This is a genomic window from Streptomyces sp. NPDC057445 (assembly GCF_042802855.1).
Taxonomy (GTDB): Bacteria; Actinomycetota; Actinomycetes; order Streptomycetales; family Streptomycetaceae; genus Streptomyces.
Map to the genome: position 1 here is coordinate 1 of NZ_JBHVDH010000027.1, position 24,263 is coordinate 24,263.

Genomic DNA, 24,263 nt, shown 5'->3' on the forward strand with positions numbered 1-24,263 from the left:
CACCACTTTTTCGACCATGATCGACAAGGGGCGCAAGTCATGCCGGACCCGGAGACCGGGAACCCCATTGCGGGGCCACGAAAACGGTAACGGGGCGACGGCGGGGACGAACTGGAAGATCCGGCACATGCGGCGACTCGGCAGGCTGGGCCGGTCCCGCGGTGGGCTGACCACCAAGGTCCATCTCGCCTGCGACGGCCGGGGTCTGCCCCTGGCCGTCGTCGTCACGCCCGGCAACGTCAACGATTCCACCGTCTTTGACGACGTCATGGACGCCTTGAGGGTGCCCCGGACCGGCGCCGGGCGGCCTCGCCGCAGGCCCGACGCGGTCATTGCGGACAAGGCGTATTCGTCCCGGGCGATCCGCCAGTCCCTGCGGCGCAGGGGTATCCGGGCGGTGATCCCGGAGCGGGCGGATCAGAAGGCCAACCGTGTGCGGCGCGGACAGGCCGGCGGCAGGCCGCCGGCCTTCGACCGCGAGCTCTACAAGGCCCGCAACCTGGTCGAGCGCTGCTTCAACCGCCTCAAGCAGTTCCGCGCGATCGCCACCCGCTTCGACAAACTCGCCGCCCGCTACAAGGCCGGAGCCCACCTCGCCGCACTCATCCTCTGGCTCCGCGAACCCATCCAAGATCCTTTGCCAGACAGAACCTACGTTGGTCCTGATGTGACGATCAGATGAACCCATCGCGGAGGCGAAGGTCAGAGGGCGGGAATCGGCGAAGGCCGGGCTGTTCTCCGCCGCGTCAAGGCACCGTCAGCACCAGCGCGTGTGGCGGCAGATGTGCCAGCCGTCGCCGGAGCCGCCCGAACCTCCGGAGCCGCCCGTACCGCCGGGGATTCCGTTCGGGTACAGCCTCGTGCGGTTCCGGTCGCGGGGGTACGGGTCGAGGTAGTCCGGGTCACCGTCGTCGTCGCGGTCCGGCAGGTAGGCGTCCCTGCCCCGGTCTGGGGCGGGGCAGCCGTGGTCGGGCGAGGAGAGCGCGAGGCTCACGACGTACACCTCGTCGGTGAGGGGACCGCCGCTCGCCGGGTCCTGCCGGCACACGCGCCAGTCGTCGTACTCGCCCTCACGGGGGAGCGTGTCGTTGAGGTACGCGGCCTCGGCGTGCACATCGTCCTCGGGTACGCCCGCGGCCGTCACCTTCGGGACGGCGGCGCGCCAGGTCAGCCCCAGGGCGTCGGGCATCTTCTTCCACGGCACCGTCTTGCCCTCGGCCTCGGGGCACGGTTCCCCGCGGCGCACGACACCGAAGTCCACGATCGGCTCCTCGGACGATCCGCCGGTCACCTGGAAGCAGACCTTCCACAGCGAACGCGCCGTCACCTCCCGCTTCTGGTCCGAGGCGTCGTGGTAGATGACCGTGAAGCCCCTCCTCCGCGACTTCGGGAAGGCCACGTCCAGCGAGTCGCCCGTGAAGTCGGGCACCGTGGGCATCGTGGCCTCGGGCGTCGCCCGCGAGGCGGTGGGGAAGCGACTCGGGCGCGTGGGCGGCTTCGCGGCCTCGGTGTTCGCCGCCCGGGCCGGGGTGTCGGCGGGCTGCTCGGGGAGCACCGCCCCGAAGAGGGCCATCGCCGCGACCGAGGCGACGACCCTGCCCGACCTGGGCCAGGGGTTGCGCCACCACAAGAGGATCAGAGCGACGAGGAGCGCCACCCCGCCGAGCCGGTCGCTCACCAGCCCCAGCAGGGGGACGGCGGCGATGGCTCCCACGCGTGCCGCGCCCGTCTGCCACCAGGGGCCGGGTGCGGAGGAAGGGGGAGGCGAGGACTCGTGGCTCTGGGGGCCGGACATGGTGGCGCGGAGCCTTTCCATCCATACGTGCGAAAGCTGACCGCCCGCATCCTACGCAGAGGGGGGAAGCCGCCCTTCCGGGTGGTGCCCCTGATGCGCCGTGGTGAACCGGGCGGGTGACGGTTCTGTGGCGGCACCGACGGGTTTGCCTGGGCGGACACTCCCGGAACAGCCTCCGCGGCCGGTGGCCGGGGATTGTCAGACACCCCCTAGCAGGCATTGGTCGGGGGTGGTGGGGCAGGCGCACTGCATGCACGGACACCGGACGCTGCCCATGACCACCGAAAAACTGCGCTGGCTGCCCTTGTTGCAGACCTTCACCAAGGAGCGCCGGTGTGGCAGGCACCGGCGCTCTGGACGGCTCAGGGGCCGTCGGCACCGCAGACTCCTCGCCTACCGCGAAGTCGAGTTCATGCAGTCTGTCGCCCCAGAGGGCAACGGTGGCCAGTGTCTGCTGCTGGTGCACATCCGTAGGGTGGTCGGGCAGGTGAGGTATCAGGTCTGCGGCCAGTGTGCCGAGGGCGTGATCACCGGTGTAGTCATCGGGGAACCCTTCCACGACAGCGGGCTCGGGACCCGTGCGCTGTCGCATCTGCGGGCCCGGTATCCCGCAATCACATGGCGCAGCACGCTCGAGCAGCGCCTGACTCGTGACCTCCTGCGCCGGATGCGGATTCGCGCCGCCCGGGCTGGAGAGGCGGCCTGTTCCCACGTACGGCTGGCGGCCGCTGCACATGCCGGAAGTTGAGCGGTGCCGGCCAGGTCTGTCGGGAAGGCTTTGTCGATATCTGCCCGTGCCCGGCGGGTGGGGGAACCGTTGCCGGCGCTCGCTCAAGGTGGGAGGGAGACGTGTCGGCCGGGCGGTACGTGAGCCGGGTATGGAGCGGGACGGGTTGCTGTTGCAGGTCAAGGGTGCCGCAGCGGTGACGGTCGCTTGGTGGGTGTCTTCGTGGTTGCTGCCGCCTGCGGTCACGGCTTTCGCGACGTTCACCGCATTGCTCGCTTTGCAGGTCACGGTCTACCGGTCGCTGTGGGACTCAGCGCAGTATCTGGGGGCGATGGCGGTGGGGACGGCTGTGGCGGCCGCTTTCGGGAGCACTGCGGGCGTCCACGCCTGGAGCGTAGCGGTCCTCGCATTCGTCGCGCTGGTGGGGGCGCGATTGCAGCCGCTTGGCGCGCAGGGCGCGCAGGTTCCCGTGGTGGCTCTGTTCGCGTTCGCCGGCGGGGGCGGGGAGATCGACTACATCGGGCACCTGGTAGCGGCCGCCGCCGTCGGCGTGTGCTGCGGGCTCGCTGCTCACTTCGCCGTCGCTCCCTCGCCTCACACCGACACAGCCCCCACAGCGATTCGGGCCCTGACGAGGCGCGCCCACAGCCTGCTGCAAGCCATGGCCGAGTCCGCGGAACAAATGGCCGTGGATGAGAAGGAGTCAAATGGCTGGGCAGGCCTTTGTGAGGAGCTGGCCTCCCAGGCGGCCCGGGCGCGCGCTGTGGTGGAAGAGGCACAGGAGAACACCAAACTCAATCCCCGGCGCCCCTGGAGCAGCGTCCAGGAATCACTGCAGCGCAGCCAGGTGGTGCTCAGCATGATCGAGCGCATCGGTACCCACGTTCGGTCCATCGCCCGAGCTCTGGACTACGCACTCAACCGTGATCAACCCGACCAGGCGGCAAAGGACTTCGTCACCGCCTATGCCGAGCTGCTGCACTGCACCGCCGCGACCCTGGAGTGTCTTGACCCGGCCAGAGGTCCGGAGCAGGCGGACCGTCTGCGCGCCTGCGTCGACAGGGGCATGCGTCTGTACCAGGACCTGGCCGCTACCGCCCGGCGCGGTCAACTCGACGCGTCGGGGCAATGGCCGGTCTACGGCACCGCCCTCACCGAAGCCGTCCGCATTCTGGAGGAGATGAAAGCGGACCTCCAACCGCCCCCGCCCACCGCTCGCGATGACGGTCGGCGGGTGAACGGTGAGACGTCGCGCGATGCACCATCGAGGGACACAGTGCCCTGGCCTGCCCCGCCGATCTCGCAGCAACATACAAGGAGGAACAACGGGTGAACGGCTTGTCCTCCGTCGCCAGCGGGTGCAATCCCAGCTCGTCGGCCAGTGCCTACACCTCCCGCGCCGAAGGATCAGCCAGGCGGATCCACCCGAACGTCCCGCCCGCGCATCCCGCAGCCGCTTCAAAGCCGTTTCGCTGCCCTCTACCCCCACCTCCCTGGGGAGCCGGGGGCTGCAAACCTGCACGCAGCGCCCGTTTTCATGCCACCCGTTGCGACCGGTGCGCCGTTGAACCGGGCCGGTGGGGATGACCTGCCGGGGGTACCCGGTCATCATGCCGCTGTCTGTGGAGCTACTTCCCGAGTCGACGCTGCGCGATGCCATCGGTCTGCTGGTGAGGGCGGTTGAGGGCGCCGGAGCTTTGATCATTTTCCTTGGCGCTGTATGGGCGTTCGCTCAGTTCGTCATGGCGGGTGCGCGGGGTCGAGGGGCGGGGTTCAACCGTATCCGGTTGAGTCTGGGCCGCTTTCTGGTCCTTGGACTGGAGTTCCAGCTGGCCGGTGATGTGCTGCGTACGGCCGTCGCACCCAGCTTCGCCGAGATCGGGCAGCTGGCAGCCGTTGCCGCCATCCGTACGGCACTGAACTACTTCCTCGGGCGTGAAATCGCACAGGAGCGCGCCGAACTCGACCAGAAGGAAACCGAGTCAGCTGCCCGCCCAAGCGCAGAAGGGCATGCCGTCTCGTGACCACCTGGCTGCACGGCGCGGCTCTGCTCGTCACCGGCGTGGGACTGTTCAGTACGTGCGCCGCGTACTGGGTGTCCCGGAACGTCTGCCCCGCGTTGGCTGTGCTGGTGGACTTCCTGCTCGCTGCCCAAGTGATCCGACTGGCCGACGAACCCTCATTGACCACCACCGCTGTTGCAGCGGCCGTGGTTGCCGTTCGCACGTTGCTCTCGGCACGTCACGACCGGAGAGCCTCGGTCACCTGATCGACCCACGGTCTTCCCTGCAGCCCGTTCCTGAGGGGACGGGATCTCTTGCGGCGGGCGCTGCTGGTGAACCGTGAGGATGTGGGCAAGTGCAGGCGCCAGGGCGTGGGACAGCCTCACCGGCGTTCCGCAGTGGATTCAAGGAGAAGGTCCACCGGCATCCGCCTCTTGGGCGAGGGTGAGCCCCGAGTACCGCAGTCCGGCGGGCGTGCCGGCATGCTCACCGCGCAGCTGCTCTCCAAGCCGTCAACCAAGGTGCGCCGACCCCTGGTCCGGGCGATCGGGTCAGCGCACACTTACGATGCCTCTCCCCCACGAAGGCGTGCGACCTGCTACCCCGCCCACTTGTGTCCCCTGATACGAGGCATGGCCTGGGCCACTTGGATCCCACCTCACACGCCGCAGGCCCACTCCCGAAGCGACGCCGGACCGGGAACCTTAAGACTCCAGACTCCAGACTCGAGGACGCTGCAGGGGTTGTAGGAGGCGATTCAATGGCCGGCCGGATTCGCCGACCCTGGCGTCCGGTGCTCCGATATCACCAGTCGAACCGACCCGCAGCGCGGCGGGCAGCGTCGGCGCCGACGACGACGCCGAAGAGATCCTGAGGTCCACGAGCGAGCACAAGATCCACCGACCACCGACGGCCATCCCCTGGCCGGCATCGTCTCCCTCGGCGACGTCGCTCGCGCCCCCGGCCCGACACCTAGGTGGGCGACCTTCTGGAGCCCCTCTCCTCGCTAGAAACGATCTTGTGCACGGCGCGAGGTTGGACCCAGCGATAAGGCAGGGCAGATGTTTCCTCGAGCACGGATCGTGTAGGGGCCATCCTGAGGCACCGGGCAAGTGCATTCTGCGGCCTCGGCTCACTGGCGCGGCTCGGACCACTCGTCCCGGCCGCCGCCCCTCCACTCGATCAGATCCGGATCATCGATCGCCGTTTCCGTGTCAGAGAACCCAGCACGGCGCAAGAACTCGATCACATCCTGAACGTGGTACGCCAGGCCGACGGGATCACCCGTGATCGTGACCCGTCTGCCTCCGTCACGTGACAGTGGGTGCACGACCACGGGCGGGTTGTCAGCCATGCTCCCAGGGTCCTTCCAGACCGGCCCCGACGCATCCGGACAACGCGAAGCCCGGCCACCAGGCCCCGGCGCCGAGCGCCCGCCCCTGGATCCCTGCAGAGGCGGGCGCATTCTGGTGTGGCCTACATGGCTTGCTGTTCTCGCTCCTTGCGGATGTCGCGCACGCTGGCGTTGAGGGCGCCATCCTGCTGCTCGTAGTGGGACAGGGCAATCCCGAGCCCGAAGAAGGTGGGCGCCCATTCACCGACGAAGATGCCCCACCGGTCAGCGCGGTCGAGGCCGGCACCAGGTTCGGCTTTGAGGGACGCGGCCCAGGTGAAGAGGGAGAGGCCGATGGACAGGAAGGCTGCGGTGTATGCGTGTTCGCTGCGCAGGCCTTTCTCATGCAACATCTGGATCATCGTAGGACTCCCGGTATGTGAGGTCAGGGCACTCCACCAGCGTCACCCGGTCAGCGCACGCTCGCATCCGGAGACCTCAGCATTCGTTGCATATGCCGACGGTACGAGTGTGGAGTTTCGGGAGCGGTGCCAACGCCGCAGGTGGTCGTAGCCATAACCCTTCGTCGGCGTGGACCGCGGCTGGCCGACGCGGGCCGCGGCAGGACCGGAATCAGTGGAGTGCCGCGGAGCAGCTGGTGAACCTGCCGCACACCGCTGGCCTGCCGCTTCCTTGCGGCGAGGGAAAGAGCCGACCAGTCGTCGGGGTATCAGTCTTTGTTCCCGGGGCGGCGGCATCGGACCTTCCTCCTTGCCGCCAAGCAAGAAGCTGCCGGCCCGGGTGACCGCTCTGGATCCATACAGCCGGTGATCGACGGTTTCAGGGGGCGGCAGGAGGGCCGGGTTCCCTGCCGTGGCTACCGTTGCCCCGCACCCCACCGAACCACCTGGAGAACCCCGTGCCCGTACCTCTCGGCGAAGACGTGGTGGTGCTGCTGCGCCGCCCCAGCACGTGCTACATCGCTACATCGCTACAACAATGCCCGGCGGTTCGCCGCAGCTCACCCAGACATGGGTCGACACCGACGGCGAGCACGTCCTGGCTTCGTTCACGTGAAGTAGCAGCGTTTGGTCAGCAATTTGGGCATCAGTTGGTGATCTTGAATGCTGCAGATGCTCACGCGAAATGACGTCACCGTGGTGCGGTGCCACCGGAGTAAGGCAGCGGCGGACGGACTGCACCTGGCGGCCATCCTGATCCGGGCCGCCAGGTGATCCAGAAGCAGAACACCTAGGTGAGGCGGAGTGAGGCACAGAGTGAGGCTGTCTCGACCTCCGGACTCGGCGTACTCGGCGTACTCGGCAAAGCGAGTGTGATCGCAGCGGGCGTCACTGCCTTCGCGCCGCTCCGCCACCTTGAACTCCGCCTCGGCCGAACCGCAGTCGACGACAGCGACTTCGGGAGCGCTTTCCGTGCCATTAGTGCGCACGCACTCGCCGACTCTCGCGGTGTTCGCGCTGGTATCCAGCTCCGCGACGATCGCGAGGATACCGGCGATGAGAAAGGGCGCGAAGACACCGAGCGCTCCGACACGTCGCATGACCGGCTTGCCGGGGTCGAGCGGAGGTCGCAGGCCGTTGGCGGGGGGCGTCATTCGACCGAAGCGGGCGCGAGTGCAAGGTTGAAGATCAGGGTGACCGGTGCGATGACGAAGGAGGCGATGCCCCACCAGCCCTGCCATAGCGTGTTGGTGGTCATCTCACGGTGAACAGCGATTCCTCAAGGTGCGACAGAAGTGTCCCCGCACCTTGAGGAATCGCATGATGACCAGAAAACCCTGATGCCCCCGGACCGTGGCCTTGAGCGCCGGCATCCCTCCGCAGAATTGGCAGCCTTGCGCGTCGGCCCCTGTGGATGCTTCAAGCAACGTTCTGCGGCGGTGTCGCCATGCTCTTTCCGCCTGGGTGATCTCTGGATCCTGTGCGGAAACTGAAGAGTAGAGCAGCGGACCGACACAATCGCCTCCGGGGTGGCTCCGGGGCAGCGGCTGGTCGCGGGCATAAGCAGGGCGTTCGTCGCCGGTGTTCGGTCCGCCGTTCGGTTCGACCCCGCCACGTCGTTCCCCAATAGGAGGGGACGCGGTCAGACGACCTCGTCCGGGACGAGGTGATCGGGTCGACGTGGTATCGGCGGGCAGATTCGCGACCAGCTCCGCAAGCGCGTCCGCCGTGAGATGGGCCGATTCCTCGGTGCGGGGCCGACAGCGTCGGGAAGGGTGGCCACGGGTCGCCGTCCGGCGCTGAATCGCTGGCCCTGGCTGCGCTGTTGTATCCGTTCTGGATGTGGTTCGCCGGGGGCGGTGCACTGTGTGCGGATCAGCGGGCGATCGAGATCGCGAAGGGCGCGAATCCGCTGGACCGAATCACGTGCGGTACGAACAGTATCGCGGCCTCCGTGGCGCGGGCGGTCTGGATCCCGCCGAGATCAGTGATCCACTCCTTGCGCCAGCCGAGGTTGATGAGCAGTTCACGGACGGTCTGCTTGGCCTGCGGGTCCTCGCCGGAGAGGAAGGCCTCGGGAGCCTGGGTGAGCGTGGCTGGCGCGGTCATCACCGGGAAGAGCATGGTGTTGAGTGTCTTGACGACGCGCGTTTCGGGGAGCGCTTCCTGGAGTTGCTCGGCGAGGCTTGAGCCGGGGTAGATCAGGTCGGCGGGCAGTCCGTCCGGTCCGTTGACGGTGGCGTTGGAGACGTCGACGAGGATCTTGTCGCGCAGTTCCTCGCGCAGGGCGACGAGCCGGTCCAGCGAGCCGGCGCCCGGGGTGGCGTTGATGACGATTGGGGCTGTCCGGGCAGCGTCGGCGGCGGCGCCCGGCGCGCGGTCCGCCACGGTCACCTCATGCCCTGCCCGGGTGAGGGCTGTGGCCAGGTTGCCGCCGACGCGGCCGTTTCCGAGAACGGCGATCGTGGTCATGATGATCTGGTCCTTCCGTACGTGCAGGTTGTGGTGCGCGGTCAGCGTGAGAGGGTGGCGACGGCCTCGGCGTGGACGCCGGGCGCGGCGGCCAGGAAGCTCCCGCTCTGCGGGGTCCAGGGGCGGCCCTCGGCGTCGGAGATCTGTCCGCCGGCCTCGGTGACGAGCAGCGCCCCGGGCAGCAGGTCCGCGCGGGCGCCCGCGAACTGCCAGAAGGCGTCGATCCGGCCGGCGGCCACGTTCAGCAGGTGCAGGGTCGCGGGCACGGCGGTGCGGACGACGAGCGCATCGAAGAGCATCGCGGTGATCGAGGAGCCTACGCGCCGCACGACCTTCTCGTCCTCGTCCGGCCGGGCCTGGCTGGTGGCCACGATACTCAGGCTGAGGTCCGCGGTCTGGGAGACGCGCAGCGGCCGGCCGTCGAGGTAGGCGCCCGCGCCGGTGAGCGCGGTGTAGGTCTCGCCGGTCAACGGCAGGTGGACCGCGGTGAGCACCGGCTGGTTCTCACGCACGAGGGTGGCGGTCACCGCCCAGTCCGGCAGGGCGTGCAGGTGGTTGACGTTGCCTTCGGCCGGGTCCACGACCCACCATTCGCCGGGCGGCAGCGCCCCGCCGTCCAGCTCGTCCTCCACCCAGCCGGCGTCCGGGCGCAGGCGCGTGAGGCGGGGGCGCAGGATGTCGAGGGCCGTGTCGTCGTTGGCGGCGAGCGCGCGCATCAGCTCTTCGCGGGTCTGGTAGCGGACCACCTCGCCGAAGCGCTCGCGCAGCGCCGAACCGGCCGCGCGCACGGCGATCGCGGTCTGGCCGAGCAGGTCGGCGTCGGAGGCGGCGACGTCAGTGGTCTGAAGCGTTTCGGACATGGTGGTACTCCCGTGTGAGGAGGGGTGATGAGGCCGGTCGGGCCAAGCTGTGCGTTCCGTCTTGCGCTCTCGTCTCGAAGGTATACAGCCCTTTAATTAACTTCAAATGCATGTCAAGCACGGCTAGGATTACTCACATGCAATTGGATTTGAACCTGCTCGCCGCGCTCGACGCGCTGCTGGAGGAGGGAAGTGTGGCCGGGGCGGCCGCGCGCCTGCACGTCACCGCCCCCGCGATGAGCCGGAGTCTGGGCCGAATCCGGCGCACGACCGGGGATCAGATCCTGGTGCGCACCGGCCGGACGATGACCCCGACGCCGTATGCGATCGCCGTCCGGGAACAGGTGCACGAGCTGCTGCACCAGGTCCAGGGGGTGCTGGCACCGAGCCGTGAACTCGATCTGGCAACGTTGGAGCGCACTTTCACACTCCGCTGGCACGATTCCCTGGTCGCCTTGAGCGGCCCCGCACTGCTCGCGGCCGTGCGCGGACAGGCGCCGGGCGTGCGATTGCGCTTCGTCGCGGAATCGAGCATCGACACCCCCGAGTTGCGGCGCGGCGAGGTCGACCTGGAGGCGAACGCCAACCGCCCGAGCGCACCGGACATCCGTGCCGAGAACGTGGGCGAGACCCGCCTCGTCATCCTCGTGAGGCAGGGGCACCCCCTCACCCGCGTCAGGACCGTCACCGCAAAGCGGTACGCCGCCGCTGAGCACGTCACCGTCTCGCGACGTGGAAACCTCAGCAATGCCCTCGACGACGCCCTCGCGCGGCTCGGCCTCACCCGCCGCGTGGTGGCAACTGCGCCCACGGAAGCGGCCGCGCTGGAGTTCGCGCGCGGCTCCGATCTCCTGATCAGCGTCCCCGAAGCCACCACGCGTTCAGCGGTCGCCGACCTCGGCCTGGTCGCGCTCCCCCTCCCGCTCGAACTGCCGTCGGCACCGGTATACCTGTCGTGGCATCAGCGCTACGACACCGACCACGCCCACGCCTGGCTGCGCGGGCTGGCGCGAACCGCGCTGGCCATGTGCGGAGCGTCGTAGGCGGCGCCGTCCGGCCGCTCCACCCATGCGTCCACGCGACCACCTTGATGCCGCACGGCCGGCCGCTGTGCGGACCCGCATCAGATCACCAGCCCCGGCGGTAGACGTACACGACCACCTGAACGCGGTCGCGAAGCCCGAGTTTGCCGAGAATGCAGGACACGAACGTCTTGACGGTCTCCTGGCTACCTCCACCCCAATGCTGCTGGCCTGCTCCCGCCACGCCTCCGTCCGCTCCCTGGAGCGGTACGCACGCCCCAGCGGCGGCGATCTGCAAGAACGTCAGCAGCGGCACATGGACCTCACCGCCCGCCACCCGCGCACCGGCGAGCTGCTGTCCACCGTGAAGTTCATGGTCCAGACCTCACCGCCGCCGGCGACCTCCAGCGCGACCTCCAACGCGACCTCCAGCGCGACCTCCAACGCGACCTCCAGCGCGACCTCCAGCGCGAGCTGACCTACGACGGACTGCGTGCCGCCGAGGCCAAGGGCAACAAGGGCGGCCGCCGACCCGCCATCCCGGCCGCGAAGACCGACACCGTCCACGCCGGCGTACCTGGAAGGCCGCCCCATCCGCCCTCGCCCGCGACCACGAGGTCAGCCGCGGCGCCGTCCGTACCGCCGTCGCCGCGTCGACGGGTCGACCGGTGTCCGGCAGCGGCAGCGGCAGCGGCAGCAGTCGGCGCGGCGAGTGCCGCGTCCGGACGCGTGAATGCCGCCCTGCTTGCGGCGCGTTCTGGCGGTGCTGACGGATCGCTCGGTTTTGGCGTACCGCATGACGAGTGCGCTGTCACTGCGGATGCGGGCGACCAGCCCCCTCTCTCAGTGATTCGATATCGATGGGAGGGTGGCATGGCGGGAACAGAGGGTGCCGCTGGCCGGGTGATCGCTGGCCGTTATCGGCTGCTGCATAGTCTGGGAGCCGGCGGCATGGGTCGTGTATGGCTTGCGCACGACCAAGAGCTGGCTTGTGATGTTGCGGTCAAGGAATCTCCCCCGCCAGAGATCCCAGAACCGGAGCTGAATGCACGCATCGCCAGAGCTCGAGGAGAAGCCCGGCACTCCGCTCGGCTGCGGATCAACCCCCACGTGGCGACACGTCTATGACAGTTTCGTCGATGGCGGTCTCCCTTGGATCGTCATGGAGTACGTGCCTGGAGTGCGAGACCTCGAGGTTGTGGTGTGCGAGAGCGGACCACTGTCGCCTGCGGACACAGCCAGAGTCGGTCCAGCCCTCTTGGACGCGCTGTCCGAAGGACGCCAGTCGGGCATCCTGCACCGAGACGTCAAACCCTTTAATGTCCTGCTGACCAGTACCGAGCCTCAAGGCGGCCATGACGCAGGAATCGGGCGGGTATTGCTCACCGACTACGGCATCGCATTCCAACAAGACTCTGTGGCCGTGATGGCACCAAGTTAGACGTCATCTCAATTGGTGGCTGATGACGTAGATAGTCGCTGGCAGGCGTGCTGTGGGGACGGTTGAATGTCGTGGTGAGCGACTACTGGACACCCGCGCATCAGGCGGTCGAGCAGGAGGATGCTGAGGCCCTGGCCCGGTTGCTAGCCGCTGGGTCCGATCCCGACGAGGTCTTCAGCAACATGACGCTGCTGACGCACGCAATCGACGCCGAGGGTGATGGCTCCCTGCAGAGCGGGCAGCCGTTGACTGTGCACACCACGGCCGTGTTGCTGGCCTTCGGGGCCGATCCGGAGCTCGCAGACCCAGACGGTCGCACCCCCATGGACATGGCCGATCACTACGGCCACGACTTGGCCGTGAAACTGCTGCAGGCCCACATCAGCAGACGAGCCGCCGAAAACAGATAAGGGTGCAGGCGATGCTCGTGAAGGCGAGGAAGTGCTCGGCCTTGCGCTCATAGCGGCGGTGGAGGCGGCGGCAGCCGGCGAGCCACGACATGGTTCGCTCAATGGTCCAGCGGTGGCGGCCAAGCCGCTGCGAGGTCTCGGTTCCCTTGCGGGCGATGCGGTGCTTGATGCCACGCCCTCGTAACCAGCGGCGCAGGTGAGAGTAGTCGTAGCCCTTGTCTGCGTGGAGCTTGTCCGGCCTGCGTCGCCGCCGCCCGCGGCGGGAACGGACCGGAGGTATGCCCTTCACCAGCGGGATCAGTGCCTGGCTGTCGTGCAGGTTCGCACCCGAGATTCCGACGGACAGGGGCAGACCCGTCCGCTCGGTGATCAAATGGATCTTCGATCCGTACTTACCCCGGTCGACAGGATTCGGGCCTGTCAGGCCCCCCTTTCAGGGCCCGCATGTTCACCGAGTCGATCGCGCAGCGGGACCAGTCCAACTCGCCGCGGGAGCCGAGCTCGTCGAGGACCAGGCGATGGAGCTTGGCCCACACCCTAGCCTTCGACCACTCGGCAAAACGGCGGTGAGCCGTCGCCCCCGACGGACCAAACGACGCAGCGGGCAACTGCTGCCACGTGCAGCCCGACGTGGCCACGAACACGATCGCGGCCAGCACCTCACGGTCGCCATGCCGACGGCGTCCACCGCCCTGAGGCCGCGAAGGCGCCTCCGGCACCACCCTCTGGAACAACTCCCACAATTCGTCCGGCACCAGCCGCTCAACGATTCGTACCACGACCCACAGCCTACCGAGGCAGCCAAATGAGATGACTTCTTAGTTCTCGCGGGCCGGACTGCGCCCGGTTGCGAGGCGTTTCTGCCCCTCGGGCATGGGCAGGACCGCCAGTGCGGTGTCTGCAATGTTCCGCAGCGTCTCCGGATGCAGGCCGGCCTTGCCTACCGCCTCGATACCGCGGACCACCGTCAGCAGCAGTGCCGCCAACCGCTCCGGATCCGCAGCGCTATCGATGTCGCCGTGGCGCTGGGCGGCGCTGATCTCCGTCCGCAGCAGGGTTAGCAGTGCCGTCATGGTCTCGGCCGACCGTCCGGCGACCGTCGGATCGTGCTGGGCCAGTTCCGCCGCGCCCTTGGCCAACAGGCACCCGCGGCGCTCGGTGTCAAAGGCGGTATTCTCCGCCATTAGGTGCACGTATCCCGACAGCCGGGCCAATGCCTCTGAGTCCGGGCCACCTGCAAGCCGCCCTTCGGCCACCTCAACGACTGCGGTGCACCAGTCGCCAAACACACGGTGGAACAGCTTGCCCTTGTCGCCGAATGCGCCGTACAGGCTGCCCTTGCCCAGGCCGGTCGCCTGGGCGATGTCGTCCATCCGGGTTCCTGCATAGCCGGTCGCCCAGAACTGTTCCCGGGCCCGCTCCAGGACTTGGCGTTCGTCGAATGCGCGTGGTCTCGGCATGGTCTCAGCCTATCCATTCTTGACTCGATCGTCCATTACTGCCTACGTTATGGACGATCCATTCCACAACTGAAGGGGTTCGACATGTCAGGCGTGCTGCAGGAGAAGGTGGCCGTGATCACCGGAGGGACCAGCGGGATCGGGCTGGCCATCGCCCACCGCTTCGTCCGGGAGGGCGCACGGGTCTTCGTGACCGGCCGGGATATCGACCGTCTCGAAGCGGCAGTCAAGGAGATGGGTCCTGCGGCCACCGGCGTACGATCCGACGTCTCGGTCCTGGCCGACCTGGACGCGCTCTACGCGCGAGTCCGCGAGGAAACCGGACGCATCGACGTGCTGGTGGCCAACGCGGGAATCGTCGCGGACGCCGCGCTCGGCTCCCACACCGAGGCGAACGTCGACCTGACGCTCGCCGTCAACGTCAAGGGCCCGCTGTTCACCGTTCAGAAGGCGCTTCCGCTGCTGGCGGAGAACGCCTCCATTCTGGTCGTCGGCTCGAGCAACAGCGTGCGGCCCAATGAGCAACTGGAGGTCTACAGCGCCTCGAAGGCGGCGCTGAGCAACCTCGTGCACAACTGGGCCCGGCAGTCGCGGGAGCGCCGATTCCGGGTCAACGTGCTCAGCCCGGGACCCACGCGGACCCCTGGCCTGCTGGGCGCCGCGGGGCCGGACGTCGACCAGTTCGCCGAGGCTGTCGTGCCACTGGGGCGGCTGGCCGACGCCGAGGAAATCGCTGAGGCCGCCCTCTTCCTGGCTTCGGACGCCTCGTCGTTCGTCACCGGCGCCGAACTCTTCGCCGATGGCGGCTACACACGGGCCTGAACGACGGCCGGTGGTGCGCATCCGGTTCCCTCGAAGCGATGGGGCGCACTCCCGGCCGCGCGTGTGCGTCGTACGAGGCCAAGTGTGCCCGAAGCAACGAGGGTGTGGCCGCGGCCTCTTTGGGATGACGTCGGCCGCCACCCCGACTGCCGCTCCGGCAACGCCAACCTCCGCTGGCCGCTCATCCATCTCGTTGAGGAGACCGGACGGCACGCGGGGCACGCGGACATCGTGAGGGAGCTGCTTGACGGGGCGAAGGGGTACTACTAGGGCGTGTATCGAGTCGTGATCAATTTGCGGGATGTGCCTTCGTGGCACGGTCCGGTCCGATAGACGGTCTTACGTGACGCGAGTGCAACTGACCGATCCGGATTGGGAGTGGCCCGTACCCCGAGCGATGCGGCAAGTTCGAGGGCGTGATCTGGCGGTTCAAGACGGGCGGGCAGTGGCGGGAGATGCCGACGGAGTTCGGGGCCTGGTCGACCGTCCACAACCGCTTCCGGCAGTGGCGTGAGGCCGGCGTCTTCGAGGCCCTGCTGGAGGGCCTGACCACGGAAGCCGCGAAGCGGGGTGAGGTGGACCTGTCCCTGGTCAGCATCGACTCCACCACCGCTCGAGCCCACCACGACGCGGCCGGGATGCACCTCGACGAGGACGTCGTCACCGCCCTGGAGAAAGCCGCGGCCGAGGAGGAGAAGGCCAGGTCAAAGGGGGCGGCCTCGAAGAGCAAAACGGGCAAGAGACCGAAAGTGATCCCGCGCTGGAAGAACGACGACGCATCCGGCGTCGGCGGAAACTCCGGCTGAAGGCCGCCCTCCTCGGACGTTCCAGAGGCGGGCAGACCAGCAAGGTCCACCTCGCCGCCGACCGCAAGTGCCGCCCGCTGGCGTTCATCCTGACCACAGGCCAGGCAGCGGACAGCCCGCAGTTCATCCCCGTCCTGAAGAAGGTACGGGTACGCGGGCCCGTCGGCCGACCCCGCATCCGGCCGGACGCGGTCGCCGGGGACAAGGCGTACTCGTCCCGCGGAAACCGCGCCCACCTGCGCTGAGGTGCCGGACGCCAAGGGCGGGCAGGAGTTGAGTCAACGGTCAACCAGCCGTGGACGCGGGGCCTCACCCGTGGATTCCGCGTCGGTGTCGTCGGTGCCGACCGGGCCGCGGGGAAGCATCCAGTCCAGCCACTTCGGCAGCCACCAGTTGGTCCGGCCGAGGAGTGTCATGGTCGCCGGTACCAGCACCATGCGTACGACCGTGGCGTCGATGAAGATCGCGGTGGCCAGGCCGAGCCCGAACATTTTGGTGGAGGGGTCCTCGGCGACGGCGAAGGACAGGAAGACCGCCACCATGATGAGGGCGGCCGAGGTGATGATCCGGGCGGTGCGCGAGACGCCCTCAACGATCGCCGTGCCGTTGTCGCCAGTGCGCAGGTACTCCTCGCGTACACGGGAGAGGAGGAACACCTCGTAGTCCATCGACAGGCCGAACAGGATGGCGAAGAGGAACATCGGGATGAACGACACGATCGGAACCGTCGCTTCCAGCCCGATGAGTGCGCCTCCCCAGCCCCACTGGAAGACCGCGACCATGATGCCGTAGGCCGCGCCGATGCTCAGCAGATTCAGCAGTACCGCCTTGAGCGGTACGAGTATCGAGCGGAAGACCAGCATCAGCAGCAGGAACGACATCGCCAGCACGGCGGCGACGAACACCGGCAGGCGTTGGCTGGTGCGTTGGCCCACATCGGACAGGCTCGCGGCGGCGCCGCCGACGTGGGCCCTGGCCGGGCCGTGCCCGATCGCCGTGGGCAGCACGTCGGTGCGCAGCCGGGCGATGGTGTCGGCCGTGGCCTTGTCCTGAGGGCTGGTGGTCGGGAACACCACGAGGGTCGCGATGCCGGTGGCCCGATCGATGTGCGTCGGCGCGACGGATGCGATGCCCGGATCCGCCGCGACCGTTGCGACGAGTCGGTCCAGCACTCCCGGATCACCGGTGGGGTCCGCGGCGATGACGAGGGGACCGTTGGTGCCCGGGCCGAACCCCTCGGCGACGAGGTCGTAGGCCCGGCGCTCGGTACGGCTGTGGGGCAGTGAGCCGTCGTCGGGCAGGCCGACGCGCAGGCCGAGCACGGGCAGCGTCGCGGTCAGCAGCAGCCCCGCCGCGCCGACCGCGTACGGCACCGGGTGCCGGCTGACGTGCCCGATCCAGCGACGCCACCCGGCGGCGTGGGCGGCGCCTGCCGCCGGGTCCCGCCGCCGTGCGAGTCGGCCCAGCTTCCTGGTCTGCAGAGCCCGGCCGATCCGGCCGGCCCGGGCCAGGCGTGGGCCGGCGGCGCCGAGGAAGGCCGGCAGCAGCGTCACCGACGCGACCACCATGGTCAGAACGACGATCGAGACGGCGAGCCCGCCCACCGTCATGAACGGTACGTTCGCGACCGCCAGTCCGAGGATCGATACGACGACGGTGCCGCCGGCGAAGACCACCGGCCGCCCCGCCGTTGCCACCGCTCGTCCGGCCGCCGCCTGCGGATCGAGCCCGCACGCGAGGTACTCCCGGTGCCTGGCGAGCACGAACAGCGCGTAGTCGATGCCCACTCCGAGCCCGACCATGCTGCCCAGGACCGGTGCGAAGGTCGGGACCTCTGTCACCCCAGCCAGTACCGTCATCGTGGCGACCCCGACGGTCAGCCCGAAGACCGCCATGCCGATCGGCAGCGCGGCGGCGACGAGCGAACCGAACGCCAGGAACAGGATCGCGGCCGCGGCGAGGAGGCCGATCAGCTCGCTCGCGCCGCCGTCGGGGTCGGAGAAGGCGTAGAAGAGGTTCCCGCCCATCTCGATGCGCAGCGGCAGCTCGGCGCGCAGCCGGTCGCCGAGATCGACGAGGGCGTCGAGGTCTTCGGCCGACAGCCGGCTCTGGTCGGGATACTGCACCCGGACGACCGCGATCCGCCCGTCGGCCGAAACGAGGCCGCCGCGCACGGCGGCGTCCCCGCCCGCGTCGAGCGCCCCCGCCGGGTCGCTCGTGCCGAGCACGTGCGGCAGCCGCTTCACCTCGGCCCGCAGCCGCGTGAGAGCGGCGCGCGCGTCGTCGTCGTCGAAGAACGTCGCACCGTCGTCGAGGGGGGTGACGACCACTTGGGCGGTCATCCCCTCCTGGCCGGTGCCTGCCCGCTCGATCAGTTCCGCGGCCCGTCGGGAGTCCAGTCCCGGAGCGGTCATCGAGTCCGCAGTCCGCCCGCCGAAGGCGACGGCGGCGAGGACGGCGAGCGTGGCGGCGATCAGCCATGCCGCGATCACCCGCCAGGGATGGCGGGCGGCGCTTGCGCCCAGGCGCAACAGGGCTTTCGAGAGCATCGGGTCCTCCAACCACCTCGTCGGCCGTCCTTGTACGGCCGCCGATGCCGAGGCTCGTCGCCACGGCGCTCCGCGGCATCGGCCCGCGGGCCGCGGATCCGTCGGCCCCGGGGCGGAGTGACGACCCGTCCTTTCGGCCGATGCGCGGCACGCCGCGGTCCCTAGGCTGAGAACCGTGCTCCGAGACGACCTGCGAACCCTGTGGACCGAACCCCGGCCGCCCGACGCGCCCGCCCGGGTGCGGCGGGACTGGGCGCTGCTCGCCGCGGGCCTTGCCGGTGTGGCGCTGGAGGCCACCCTGCGCGAGAACGTCGTGTGGCGGCCGGTGGCGGTGGTGTTCGCCGTATGGCTGTGCCTGCTGCCCCTGTGGCGCCGGACCCGCCCGCTGGCGATGGTGACGCTGGCGTTCGGCTCGGTGATCCTGCTTCAGGTGGCCTCGCTCGTCGCCGCACCGCGCGAGCCCGTCGGCCTGTACACCGGCGCGGTCGTGCTCGTGCTGGTGTACGCGCTGCCCCGGTGGGGATCGGGACGCGAGATCGTGCTGGGCGGCGCGGTGATCCTCGCGGCCGGCGCGCTGTGTTCCGTCACGGACGAGACCCCGGTCGTCGAAAATGTCGTGGGCTTCGTCTTCCTGCTGCTGCCCGGCGTGGTCGGGGCTGCCGTGCGGTTCCGGGTGACCGCTCGCGAGCGGCAGTTGGAGCAGGTGCGCTCCCGCGAGCGCGAGCAGCTCGCCCGGGAACTGCACGACACGGTGGCCCACCACGTGTCGGCCATGGTGATCATCGCCCAGGCGGGCCGGGTGCTCGCGGGCACCGACCCGTCCGCCGCCGTCGAGGCGCTGGAGGGGGTCGAGGAGGAAGGGGCGCGCACGCTGGAGGAAATGCGCGCCATGGTCGCCGCGCTGCGCGACCGCGGGGTCGGCGCCGAGCTGGCGCCGCCTGCCGGAGTCGCGGATCTGGAGCGCCTGGTGCGCACTCCGGGTGGTCGCCTCCGAATCGACCTGGGGCTCGACGGCGAACTGGACGCGCTGCCCCCGGCCGTGGACGCGGCCGTCTACCGGATCGTGCAGGAGTCGGTGACCAACGCGCTGCGCCATGCGGTCGACGCGACCGAGCTCGTCGTTCGGGTCGCCGCGGAACGGCACACGGTACGGGTGAGCGTGCGCGACAACGGCCGGCGCACCGGCCGGGGTCGCGACGGATACGGACTTACCGGATTGCGCGAGCGCGCGACGCTGCTCGGCGGCACACTACGAGCCGGCCCAGGTACCGACCGGGGCTGGCATGTCGACGCCGAACTGCCGAGAGCGAGGAGCGAGAGCGGTGTCCATTCGCGTCCTCGTCGCTGACGACCAGACGATCATTCGCACCGGGTTGCGGATCATGCTGAACGCCCAGCCCGGCATCGAGGTGGTCGGCGAGGCCGCCGACGGGCGGGAAGCGGTACGTCTGGCCCGCGAACTACGCCCCGACGTCTGCCTGTTCGACATCCGCATGCCCGTACTCGACGGGCTCGAGGCCACCCGGCTGGTCGCCGGCCCGGGCGTCGCCGACCCGCTGGCCGTGGTCGTCATCACCACGTTCGACCTCGACGAGTACGTCTACGGCTCACTGCGTGCCGGCGCCCGCGGATTCCTCCTCAAGGACACGGGACCGGACCTTCTGGCGCAGGCCGTACGGTCGGCGTCCGACGGTGAGGCGCTCATCGCGCCCAGCGTCACCGTCCGCCTGCTCCAGGCATTCGCGGACCTGCCCGCCGGCCGGCCCGCGGCCCAGCCGGTCTCACCCGTCACCGCCCGCGAGGAGCAGGTGCTCCTCGCCGTCGCCCGCGGGCTGACCAACACCGAGATCGCCGACGCGCTGCACATCAGCCTCAGCACGGTGAAGACGCATCTGGCCAGCCTGATGGCCAAACTCGGCGCCCGCAACCGGGTCGAGATCGCGATGTGGGCCTACGAAACGCGCCGTATCCTCCCCGGAACCTGAGCCGGGTGCCGGGCCATGTCCCATGAATCCCCGCCCGGACATCAGTGCACCGGTCGGCTCACGTCGGCTCCACGTGCCTCACCCGCCCCAGAGCGTGACGTACCAGGAGGCCGGAACTGGGACGGTGAGACACCCGATACGACAAGACTCCCGACAGCTACCTCGCCACTCTCCACCTGCACGCCTCGATGATCTGGATCAGTCTTGAACTCCTCGGCGCGGTGTCGGCGGTGCAGGGAGCCGATGACTTTGCCGGTAGCGACCTCCGGTGCGGCGAACAGTGTGGTGGTACCGGCGCGGACGTAGTCGTGGGTCGCCCGCTCGGGAACCCCGGGCATCATCGGCAGCACGGGCTGGGACCGGTCCAGGGCCTGGATCTGCGATTTCTCATCCACGCAGAACACCAACGCTCGCTCGGCGGGTCCAGATACAACCCCACGACGTCGTGCACCTTGTCGACGAAGTAGGGATCGGTTGACAGTTTGAAGGTCTCCGACCGGTGCGGCTGCAGGCCGAACGCCCGCCAGATCCGTGACACCGACGACTGCGACAGGCCCATCTCGTCAGCCATCGACCGAGTCGACCAATGTGTTGCGTTCTTCGGTGTGGACTCCAGTGTCTTCGTGACCACCGCGGCGACCTGCTCATCCGTCACCGTCCTGGGTCCGCCCGGACGCGGCATGTCACCCAGGCCGGAAATCCGGTACCGCACGAACCGGACCGCCAACGGCCCACCGCAGGAGGTGTGGAACCGAGCCGGGCCGCCACATCCTTGTTCGAGGCACCCTCGGCGCACGCCAGGATGATCCGGCACCGCAAGGCCCACGCCTGCGGCGTGGAACGACGCCGCACCCACCCCTCCAGTGCAGCCCGTTCCTCATCCGACAGTCTTAACTCGGCCTTCGGCCGCCCGGTCCGCACCATGAGACAAGCCTATACATATGAACAGAATTCCTGACTCAGAAGACTAGGGTCCGTCTCCAAAGTGATCTTGCAAGTGGGATCATGCTGTGGTGGTTCGACATGAACTCACTGATGAGGAGTGGGAGTTACTCGCCCCGCTCATAGCTGGCTCCGTGATGGGACGTCCGCGTTTGGACGACCGTAGGCTCGTCAACGGCATGGTCTACAAGATCCGCACCGGGATCACCTGGCGTGACCTGCCCGAACGTTACGGCCGTGGAGATCGGTCTACACCCGCTTCCGCCGGTACGCCCTGCAGGGCGTGTTCACCCGCGTCCTCCAGCAGATCCAGGCCCGGGCGGACGCTGCCGGTGACATCGACTGGCTGGTTCAGATCGACTCCACCGTCGTTCGCGCTCACCAGCACGCGGCGAGGACATCGACGCTGGCCTGCACCGGCTCACCGACGCCCTGACCTACGACAGACCTCACAGTTGGACGGGCAGGTGGCGGGGTCCGCGGAGCATGGCGTTCTGCGTAGGAGGGGCGGGTCCTCGACCAGCCGTGCCGTGCCGAGGTAGTTCGGGGAACGCCGTCAGGCCGGTCGGCTGTCAGCCGAGCGCGCGGTCGAGGTTGAAGGCGGCGCTGATGAGGGCGAGGTGGGTGAACGCCTGGGGGAAATTGCCGAGTTGCTCTCCGGTGTGGCTGATCTCCTCGGCGTACAGGCCGAGATGGTTGGCGTAGGTGAGCATCTTCTCGAAGGCCAGGCGGGCTTCGTCCAGGCGCCCGGCGCGGGTGAGGGCCTCGACGTACCAGAAGGAGCAGATGGAGAAGGTGCCTTCGTCGCCTTCCAGGCCGTCGGGGCTTGCCTCGGGGTCGTAGCGCCAGACCAGGGAGTCGGAGACCAGTTCGTTGCCGAGGGCGTCGAGGGTGGAAAGCCATACGGGGTCGTTGGGAGCGATGAACTTGGTCAGCGGCATCATCAGCACCGCGGCATCCAGCACGTCGCCGCCCTCGTACTGGACGAACGCCTGCCGGGCGGGGGACCAGCCCTTGTCCATGATCCGCCAGTAGATCCTGTCGCGGACCTGGCCCCAGCGGACGAGTTCGGCGGGCAGGCTGCGGTGCAGGGCGATGCGGATGCCGCGGTCGATGGCCACCCAGCACATCAGACGGGAGTAGAGGAACTTCTTGCGCCCCCCGCGGGTCTCCCACACGCCCTCGTCGGGCTTGTCCCAGTGCTCGCAGACCCAGTCCACCACGTCGCACACGCCACGCCATTGGCCGCTGAGGAGGGGCTCACACCACTTGTCGTACAGGTACACGGAGTCGAGCAGGGCGCCGTAGATGTCCAGCTGCAGCTGGTTGACGGCGTCGTTGCCGACCCGCACGGGCGCCGAGCCCCGGTAGCCCTCCAGGTGGGGCAGCTCGTGTTCGGGCAGCTCGGAACGTCCGTCGATACCGTACATGATCTGCAGCGGCCCGGACGGTCCGTCCTCGGGCCGATCGATGTGCTGCATGAGAAAGCCCATGAACGCCTTGGCCTCCTGGGTGAAGCCGAGCCTGAGCAGGGCGTAGACGGCGAACGCGGCGTCGCGCACCCACACATAGCGGTAGTCCCAGTTGCGGCCGCCGCCGATCTGCTCGGGCAGGCTGGTGGTGGGGGCTGCCACGATCGCGCCGGTGGGGGCGTAAGTGAGCAGCTTGAGGGTGAGGGCGGAGCGGTGCACCATCTCCCGCCATCGGCCGCGATAGCGGGACTGCTGCAGCCAGCGCCGCCAGAAGGCGACCGTGGCAGTGAACGTCCGCTCGGCCTCGGCGTGCGGACACCCCCGCGGCGGGGTCTCGCCGCTGACCCGGTCGAGGGCGAAGACCGCCGTCTCCCCCTGGGAGAGTTCGAACTCTGTCCACACATCGTGCTCGTCGCACCCCAGCGGCACCGTGGCGGTCAGCGTCAAGGACAGTGCCTCGGAGGTGAACAGGGCGGTCCGGTCCAGCATCCGCACCGTGTGCGGATGGGCGCCGTAGCCGAAACGGGGGGCAACCCTGGCCCGGAACGGGATCTTCCCGCGGACGCACACCACCCGCCGGATCAGCCTGTGGCGGTCGGCTTCGCCGGCGTCCGTCACCGGCATGAAGTCCTGGATCTCGCCCAGGCCGTCCTCGGTGAAGAACCGGGTGATCAGCACGTTGGTGTCCGGCAAATAGAACTGTTTGGTGTCGGCCGGCACGGCTGCGGACAGCTCGAACGCCCCGCCCCGGTCCGCGTCGAGGATGGCGGCGAACACACTCGGGGAGTCGAAGGACGGGCAGCAGTACCAGTCGATGGTCCCTTCCGTGCTTACCAGGGCCACCGTACGCAGATCCCCGATCAGGCCGTGCTCAGCGATCGGCAGATACCGGACGGACTTGTGCTGTGTCGGTGTTCCGGACATCGCAGCAGCCTCCCTTTGCTCCTGACTCTCCTTGAGGCTTTCCCGATCGCAGGGGGCATCAGACGGGCCAGGCGGGGTCGGTGCGGCGGCAGTGCTGCGGTACGACCGGGCGGGTGACTGACCGGGCACGCAGCCTCAGGGCGCGCGTCCGACTCGACGGTGCGCGGCGAGTTCGTGCTGTTCCGGCAGTCCGACGGCCAACGACATCCGCGACCTCCCCAGGGATCGACGCACAACAGGCCACCACTTCCACAAAATCACCGAGCCCATGCCCCATCGGAGACAAGGCAGGCCGGGTCGAGCGTCCCCCAGAGGACCAGGGACGGCGCGGACACGTTCGCCAGTCCCGGTTCCCAGTCCGCGCCCACCGTCACGGCGGAGCGGTACAGCGTGAGGATGCTGTCCCCCATCGACCCGTCCACGCGACGGAGCATTTCCTCGGCCACGTCAGCCGCCATCGACAAACGCTGTTCCTGGAGATGCACGAGGCCAAGCTCGATGAGCGCACGTCGTCCCGAGCCGGATCTGCTGGTGGCGACGGCCGACTTCGACGGTTACCGCGCACGCCCGTCCGTTGCCGACTGACGTGTTCGGCACGGAGCATATGCGCCCTGGTAGCGGAGTTGTGGTCATGGAGGGAGGGGCGAATAATCCTATACGTAGTGGAATGTCCGGGCGCATCTTGGTGCCGATGCCATCGGGGGTGGATCGCTCGTCGGGCCGTGCCGCTCACCGGAGGTATGCGTCGCGGCAAGGGAGCGCCGTCGCGAACAAGAGCG

Annotated in this window: 24 protein-coding genes and 5 pseudogenes; 15 read left to right on the forward strand and 14 right to left on the reverse strand. The window is 68.8% G+C overall.

Features of this window, described 5'->3' with window-relative positions; translation table 11 throughout:
• Positions 1–16: 16 nt before the first annotated feature.
• The gene (locus ACFU5O_RS33300) at positions 17–682 is read left to right on the forward strand and encodes an IS5 family transposase (RefSeq protein ID WP_384246228.1); all 666 of its coding nucleotides are present in this window, start codon (positions 17–19) and stop codon (positions 680–682) included.
• A gap of 75 nt (positions 683–757) precedes the next feature.
• Here the strand turns inward: ACFU5O_RS33300 and ACFU5O_RS33305 are convergent, their stop codons facing one another.
• Positions 758–1,795 (reverse strand): hypothetical protein, encoded by a 1,038-nt coding sequence (locus ACFU5O_RS33305; RefSeq protein ID WP_384246110.1) that lies wholly within the window; start codon positions 1,793–1,795, stop codon positions 758–760.
• A 274-nt stretch (positions 1,796–2,069) separates the two neighbouring features.
• Between ACFU5O_RS33305 and ACFU5O_RS33310 the strand changes: the two genes are divergently transcribed.
• The 4 genes from ACFU5O_RS33310 to ACFU5O_RS33325 all read left to right on the forward strand — a co-directional run bounded on the left by ACFU5O_RS33310 (position 2,070) and on the right by ACFU5O_RS33325 (position 4,791).
• The gene (locus ACFU5O_RS33310; protein ID WP_384246111.1) at positions 2,070–2,543 is read left to right on the forward strand and encodes a hypothetical protein; all 474 of its coding nucleotides are present in this window, start codon (positions 2,070–2,072) and stop codon (positions 2,541–2,543) included.
• 130 nt (positions 2,544–2,673) lie between these two features.
• Positions 2,674–3,855, forward strand: a complete 1,182-nt coding sequence (locus tag ACFU5O_RS33315) for an aromatic acid exporter family protein (protein ID WP_384246113.1) — start codon at positions 2,674–2,676, stop codon at positions 3,853–3,855.
• 277 nt (positions 3,856–4,132) lie between these two features.
• Entirely contained in the window at positions 4,133–4,546 is a 414-nt protein-coding gene (locus tag ACFU5O_RS33320; protein WP_384246114.1) for a DUF1622 domain-containing protein, read from the forward strand.
• Positions 4,543–4,791: a DUF1622 domain-containing protein gene (locus ACFU5O_RS33325; protein WP_384246116.1), complete on the forward strand. Its 249-nt coding sequence runs from the start codon at positions 4,543–4,545 to the stop codon at positions 4,789–4,791. Before ACFU5O_RS33320 ends, ACFU5O_RS33325 begins: the two co-directional genes overlap by 4 nt.
• 866 nt (positions 4,792–5,657) lie before the next feature.
• On the opposite strand, the gene ACFU5O_RS33330 is transcribed toward ACFU5O_RS33325, so the two are convergent.
• The 5 genes from ACFU5O_RS33330 to ACFU5O_RS33350 form a co-directional block, all read right to left on the reverse strand.
• On the reverse strand, positions 5,658–5,879 hold the full coding sequence (locus tag ACFU5O_RS33330; RefSeq protein WP_384246117.1) for a hypothetical protein: 222 nt from the start codon (positions 5,877–5,879) through the stop codon (positions 5,658–5,660).
• Between the two features lie 122 nt (positions 5,880–6,001).
• Complete coding sequence (locus ACFU5O_RS33335; protein WP_384246118.1) at positions 6,002–6,280, reverse strand: hypothetical protein; 279 nt, start codon at positions 6,278–6,280, stop codon at positions 6,002–6,004.
• 647 nt (positions 6,281–6,927) lie between these two features.
• A complete protein-coding gene (locus ACFU5O_RS33340) occupies positions 6,928–7,473 on the reverse strand; it encodes a hypothetical protein (RefSeq protein ID WP_384246120.1) in 546 nt (181 codons plus the stop codon).
• A gap of 721 nt (positions 7,474–8,194) precedes the next feature.
• Complete coding sequence (locus tag ACFU5O_RS33345; RefSeq protein WP_384246121.1) at positions 8,195–8,791, reverse strand: NADPH-dependent F420 reductase; 597 nt, start codon at positions 8,789–8,791, stop codon at positions 8,195–8,197.
• 41 nt (positions 8,792–8,832) lie between these two features.
• A complete protein-coding gene (locus tag ACFU5O_RS33350) occupies positions 8,833–9,651 on the reverse strand; it encodes an inositol monophosphatase family protein (protein ID WP_384246122.1) in 819 nt (272 codons plus the stop codon).
• Between the two features lie 137 nt (positions 9,652–9,788).
• On the opposite strand from ACFU5O_RS33350, the gene ACFU5O_RS33355 reads away from it, so the two are divergent.
• Positions 9,789–10,694: a LysR family transcriptional regulator gene (locus ACFU5O_RS33355; protein ID WP_384246124.1), complete on the forward strand. Its 906-nt coding sequence runs from the start codon at positions 9,789–9,791 to the stop codon at positions 10,692–10,694.
• An 85-nt stretch (positions 10,695–10,779) separates the two neighbouring features.
• Here the strand turns inward: ACFU5O_RS33355 and ACFU5O_RS33360 are convergent.
• Positions 10,780–10,881: pseudogene (locus ACFU5O_RS33360) on the reverse strand (DNA-binding response regulator); the annotation flags it as partial.
• Between the two features lie 95 nt (positions 10,882–10,976).
• The gene (locus tag ACFU5O_RS33365; RefSeq protein WP_384246125.1) at positions 10,977–11,240 is read right to left on the reverse strand and encodes a hypothetical protein; all 264 of its coding nucleotides are present in this window, start codon (positions 11,238–11,240) and stop codon (positions 10,977–10,979) included.
• Positions 11,241–11,835: 595 nt separating this feature from the next.
• Here ACFU5O_RS33365 and ACFU5O_RS33370 point away from each other — a divergent pair.
• Both ACFU5O_RS33370 and ACFU5O_RS33375 read left to right on the forward strand, forming a co-directional pair.
• Positions 11,836–12,114 carry a hypothetical protein gene (locus ACFU5O_RS33370; protein WP_384246230.1) on the forward strand — a complete coding sequence of 93 codons (279 nt, stop codon included), beginning with the start codon at positions 11,836–11,838 and terminating at the stop codon, positions 12,112–12,114.
• Between the two features lie 74 nt (positions 12,115–12,188).
• Positions 12,189–12,524 (forward strand): ankyrin repeat domain-containing protein, encoded by a 336-nt coding sequence (locus ACFU5O_RS33375; protein WP_384246126.1) that lies wholly within the window; start codon positions 12,189–12,191, stop codon positions 12,522–12,524.
• Here ACFU5O_RS33375 and ACFU5O_RS33380 read toward each other — a convergent pair.
• Positions 12,496–13,294 (reverse strand): IS5 family transposase gene (locus tag ACFU5O_RS33380; RefSeq protein WP_384246231.1). Its coding sequence is split into 2 segments (ribosomal slippage): positions 12,496–12,955 and positions 12,954–13,294, totalling 801 coding nucleotides; the frame shifts between segments, so codons are not numbered across the junction. The genes ACFU5O_RS33375 and ACFU5O_RS33380 overlap by 29 nt on opposite strands.
• Positions 13,295–13,342: 48 nt before the next feature.
• Positions 13,343–13,984 (reverse strand): TetR/AcrR family transcriptional regulator, encoded by a 642-nt coding sequence (locus ACFU5O_RS33385; protein WP_384246128.1) that lies wholly within the window; start codon positions 13,982–13,984, stop codon positions 13,343–13,345.
• Between the two features lie 84 nt (positions 13,985–14,068).
• Between ACFU5O_RS33385 and ACFU5O_RS33390 the strand changes: the two genes are divergently transcribed.
• The 3 genes and pseudogenes from ACFU5O_RS33390 to ACFU5O_RS33400 all read left to right on the forward strand — a co-directional run.
• Positions 14,069–14,806 (forward strand): SDR family NAD(P)-dependent oxidoreductase, encoded by a 738-nt coding sequence (locus tag ACFU5O_RS33390; RefSeq protein ID WP_384246130.1) that lies wholly within the window; start codon positions 14,069–14,071, stop codon positions 14,804–14,806.
• 65 nt (positions 14,807–14,871) lie between these two features.
• Positions 14,872–15,076: pseudogene (locus tag ACFU5O_RS33395) on the forward strand (DUF664 domain-containing protein); the annotation flags it as partial.
• A 107-nt stretch (positions 15,077–15,183) separates the two neighbouring features.
• Positions 15,184–15,854: pseudogene (locus tag ACFU5O_RS33400) on the forward strand (transposase); the annotation flags it as partial.
• Between the two features lie 36 nt (positions 15,855–15,890).
• Here the strand turns inward: ACFU5O_RS33400 and ACFU5O_RS33405 are convergent.
• A complete protein-coding gene (locus tag ACFU5O_RS33405; RefSeq protein WP_384246132.1) occupies positions 15,891–18,161 on the reverse strand; it encodes an MMPL family transporter in 2,271 nt (756 codons plus the stop codon).
• A gap of 175 nt (positions 18,162–18,336) precedes the next feature.
• On the opposite strand from ACFU5O_RS33405, the gene ACFU5O_RS33410 reads away from it, so the two are divergent.
• Positions 18,337–19,509, forward strand: coding sequence for a sensor histidine kinase (locus tag ACFU5O_RS33410; RefSeq protein ID WP_384246134.1), 1,173 nt, complete (start codon positions 18,337–18,339; stop codon positions 19,507–19,509).
• Positions 19,484–20,146 carry a response regulator transcription factor gene (locus tag ACFU5O_RS33415; RefSeq protein ID WP_147977719.1) on the forward strand — a complete coding sequence of 221 codons (663 nt, stop codon included), beginning with the start codon at positions 19,484–19,486 and terminating at the stop codon, positions 20,144–20,146. Before ACFU5O_RS33410 ends, ACFU5O_RS33415 begins: the two co-directional genes overlap by 26 nt.
• 206 nt (positions 20,147–20,352) lie before the next feature.
• Here the strand turns inward: ACFU5O_RS33415 and ACFU5O_RS33420 are convergent.
• Positions 20,353–21,070 (reverse strand): annotated as a pseudogene (locus ACFU5O_RS33420) (IS630 family transposase); the annotation flags it as partial.
• A gap of 89 nt (positions 21,071–21,159) precedes the next feature.
• Here ACFU5O_RS33420 and ACFU5O_RS33425 point away from each other — a divergent pair.
• Together ACFU5O_RS33425 and ACFU5O_RS33430 are read left to right on the forward strand one after the other, a co-directional pair.
• Positions 21,160–21,318 (forward strand): annotated as a pseudogene (locus ACFU5O_RS33425) (transposase); the annotation flags it as partial.
• A 53-nt stretch (positions 21,319–21,371) separates the two neighbouring features.
• Positions 21,372–21,524: a hypothetical protein gene (locus ACFU5O_RS33430; RefSeq protein ID WP_384246238.1), complete on the forward strand. Its 153-nt coding sequence runs from the start codon at positions 21,372–21,374 to the stop codon at positions 21,522–21,524.
• A gap of 136 nt (positions 21,525–21,660) precedes the next feature.
• Here the strand turns inward: ACFU5O_RS33430 and ACFU5O_RS33435 are convergent, their stop codons facing one another.
• Positions 21,661–23,484, reverse strand: a complete 1,824-nt coding sequence (locus ACFU5O_RS33435; protein ID WP_384246136.1) for a glycoside hydrolase family 15 protein — start codon at positions 23,482–23,484, stop codon at positions 21,661–21,663.
• 257 nt (positions 23,485–23,741) lie between these two features.
• Positions 23,742–23,942, reverse strand: a complete 201-nt coding sequence (locus ACFU5O_RS33440) for a hypothetical protein (RefSeq protein ID WP_384246138.1) — start codon at positions 23,940–23,942, stop codon at positions 23,742–23,744.
• Between the last annotated feature and the right edge of the window lie 321 nt (positions 23,943–24,263).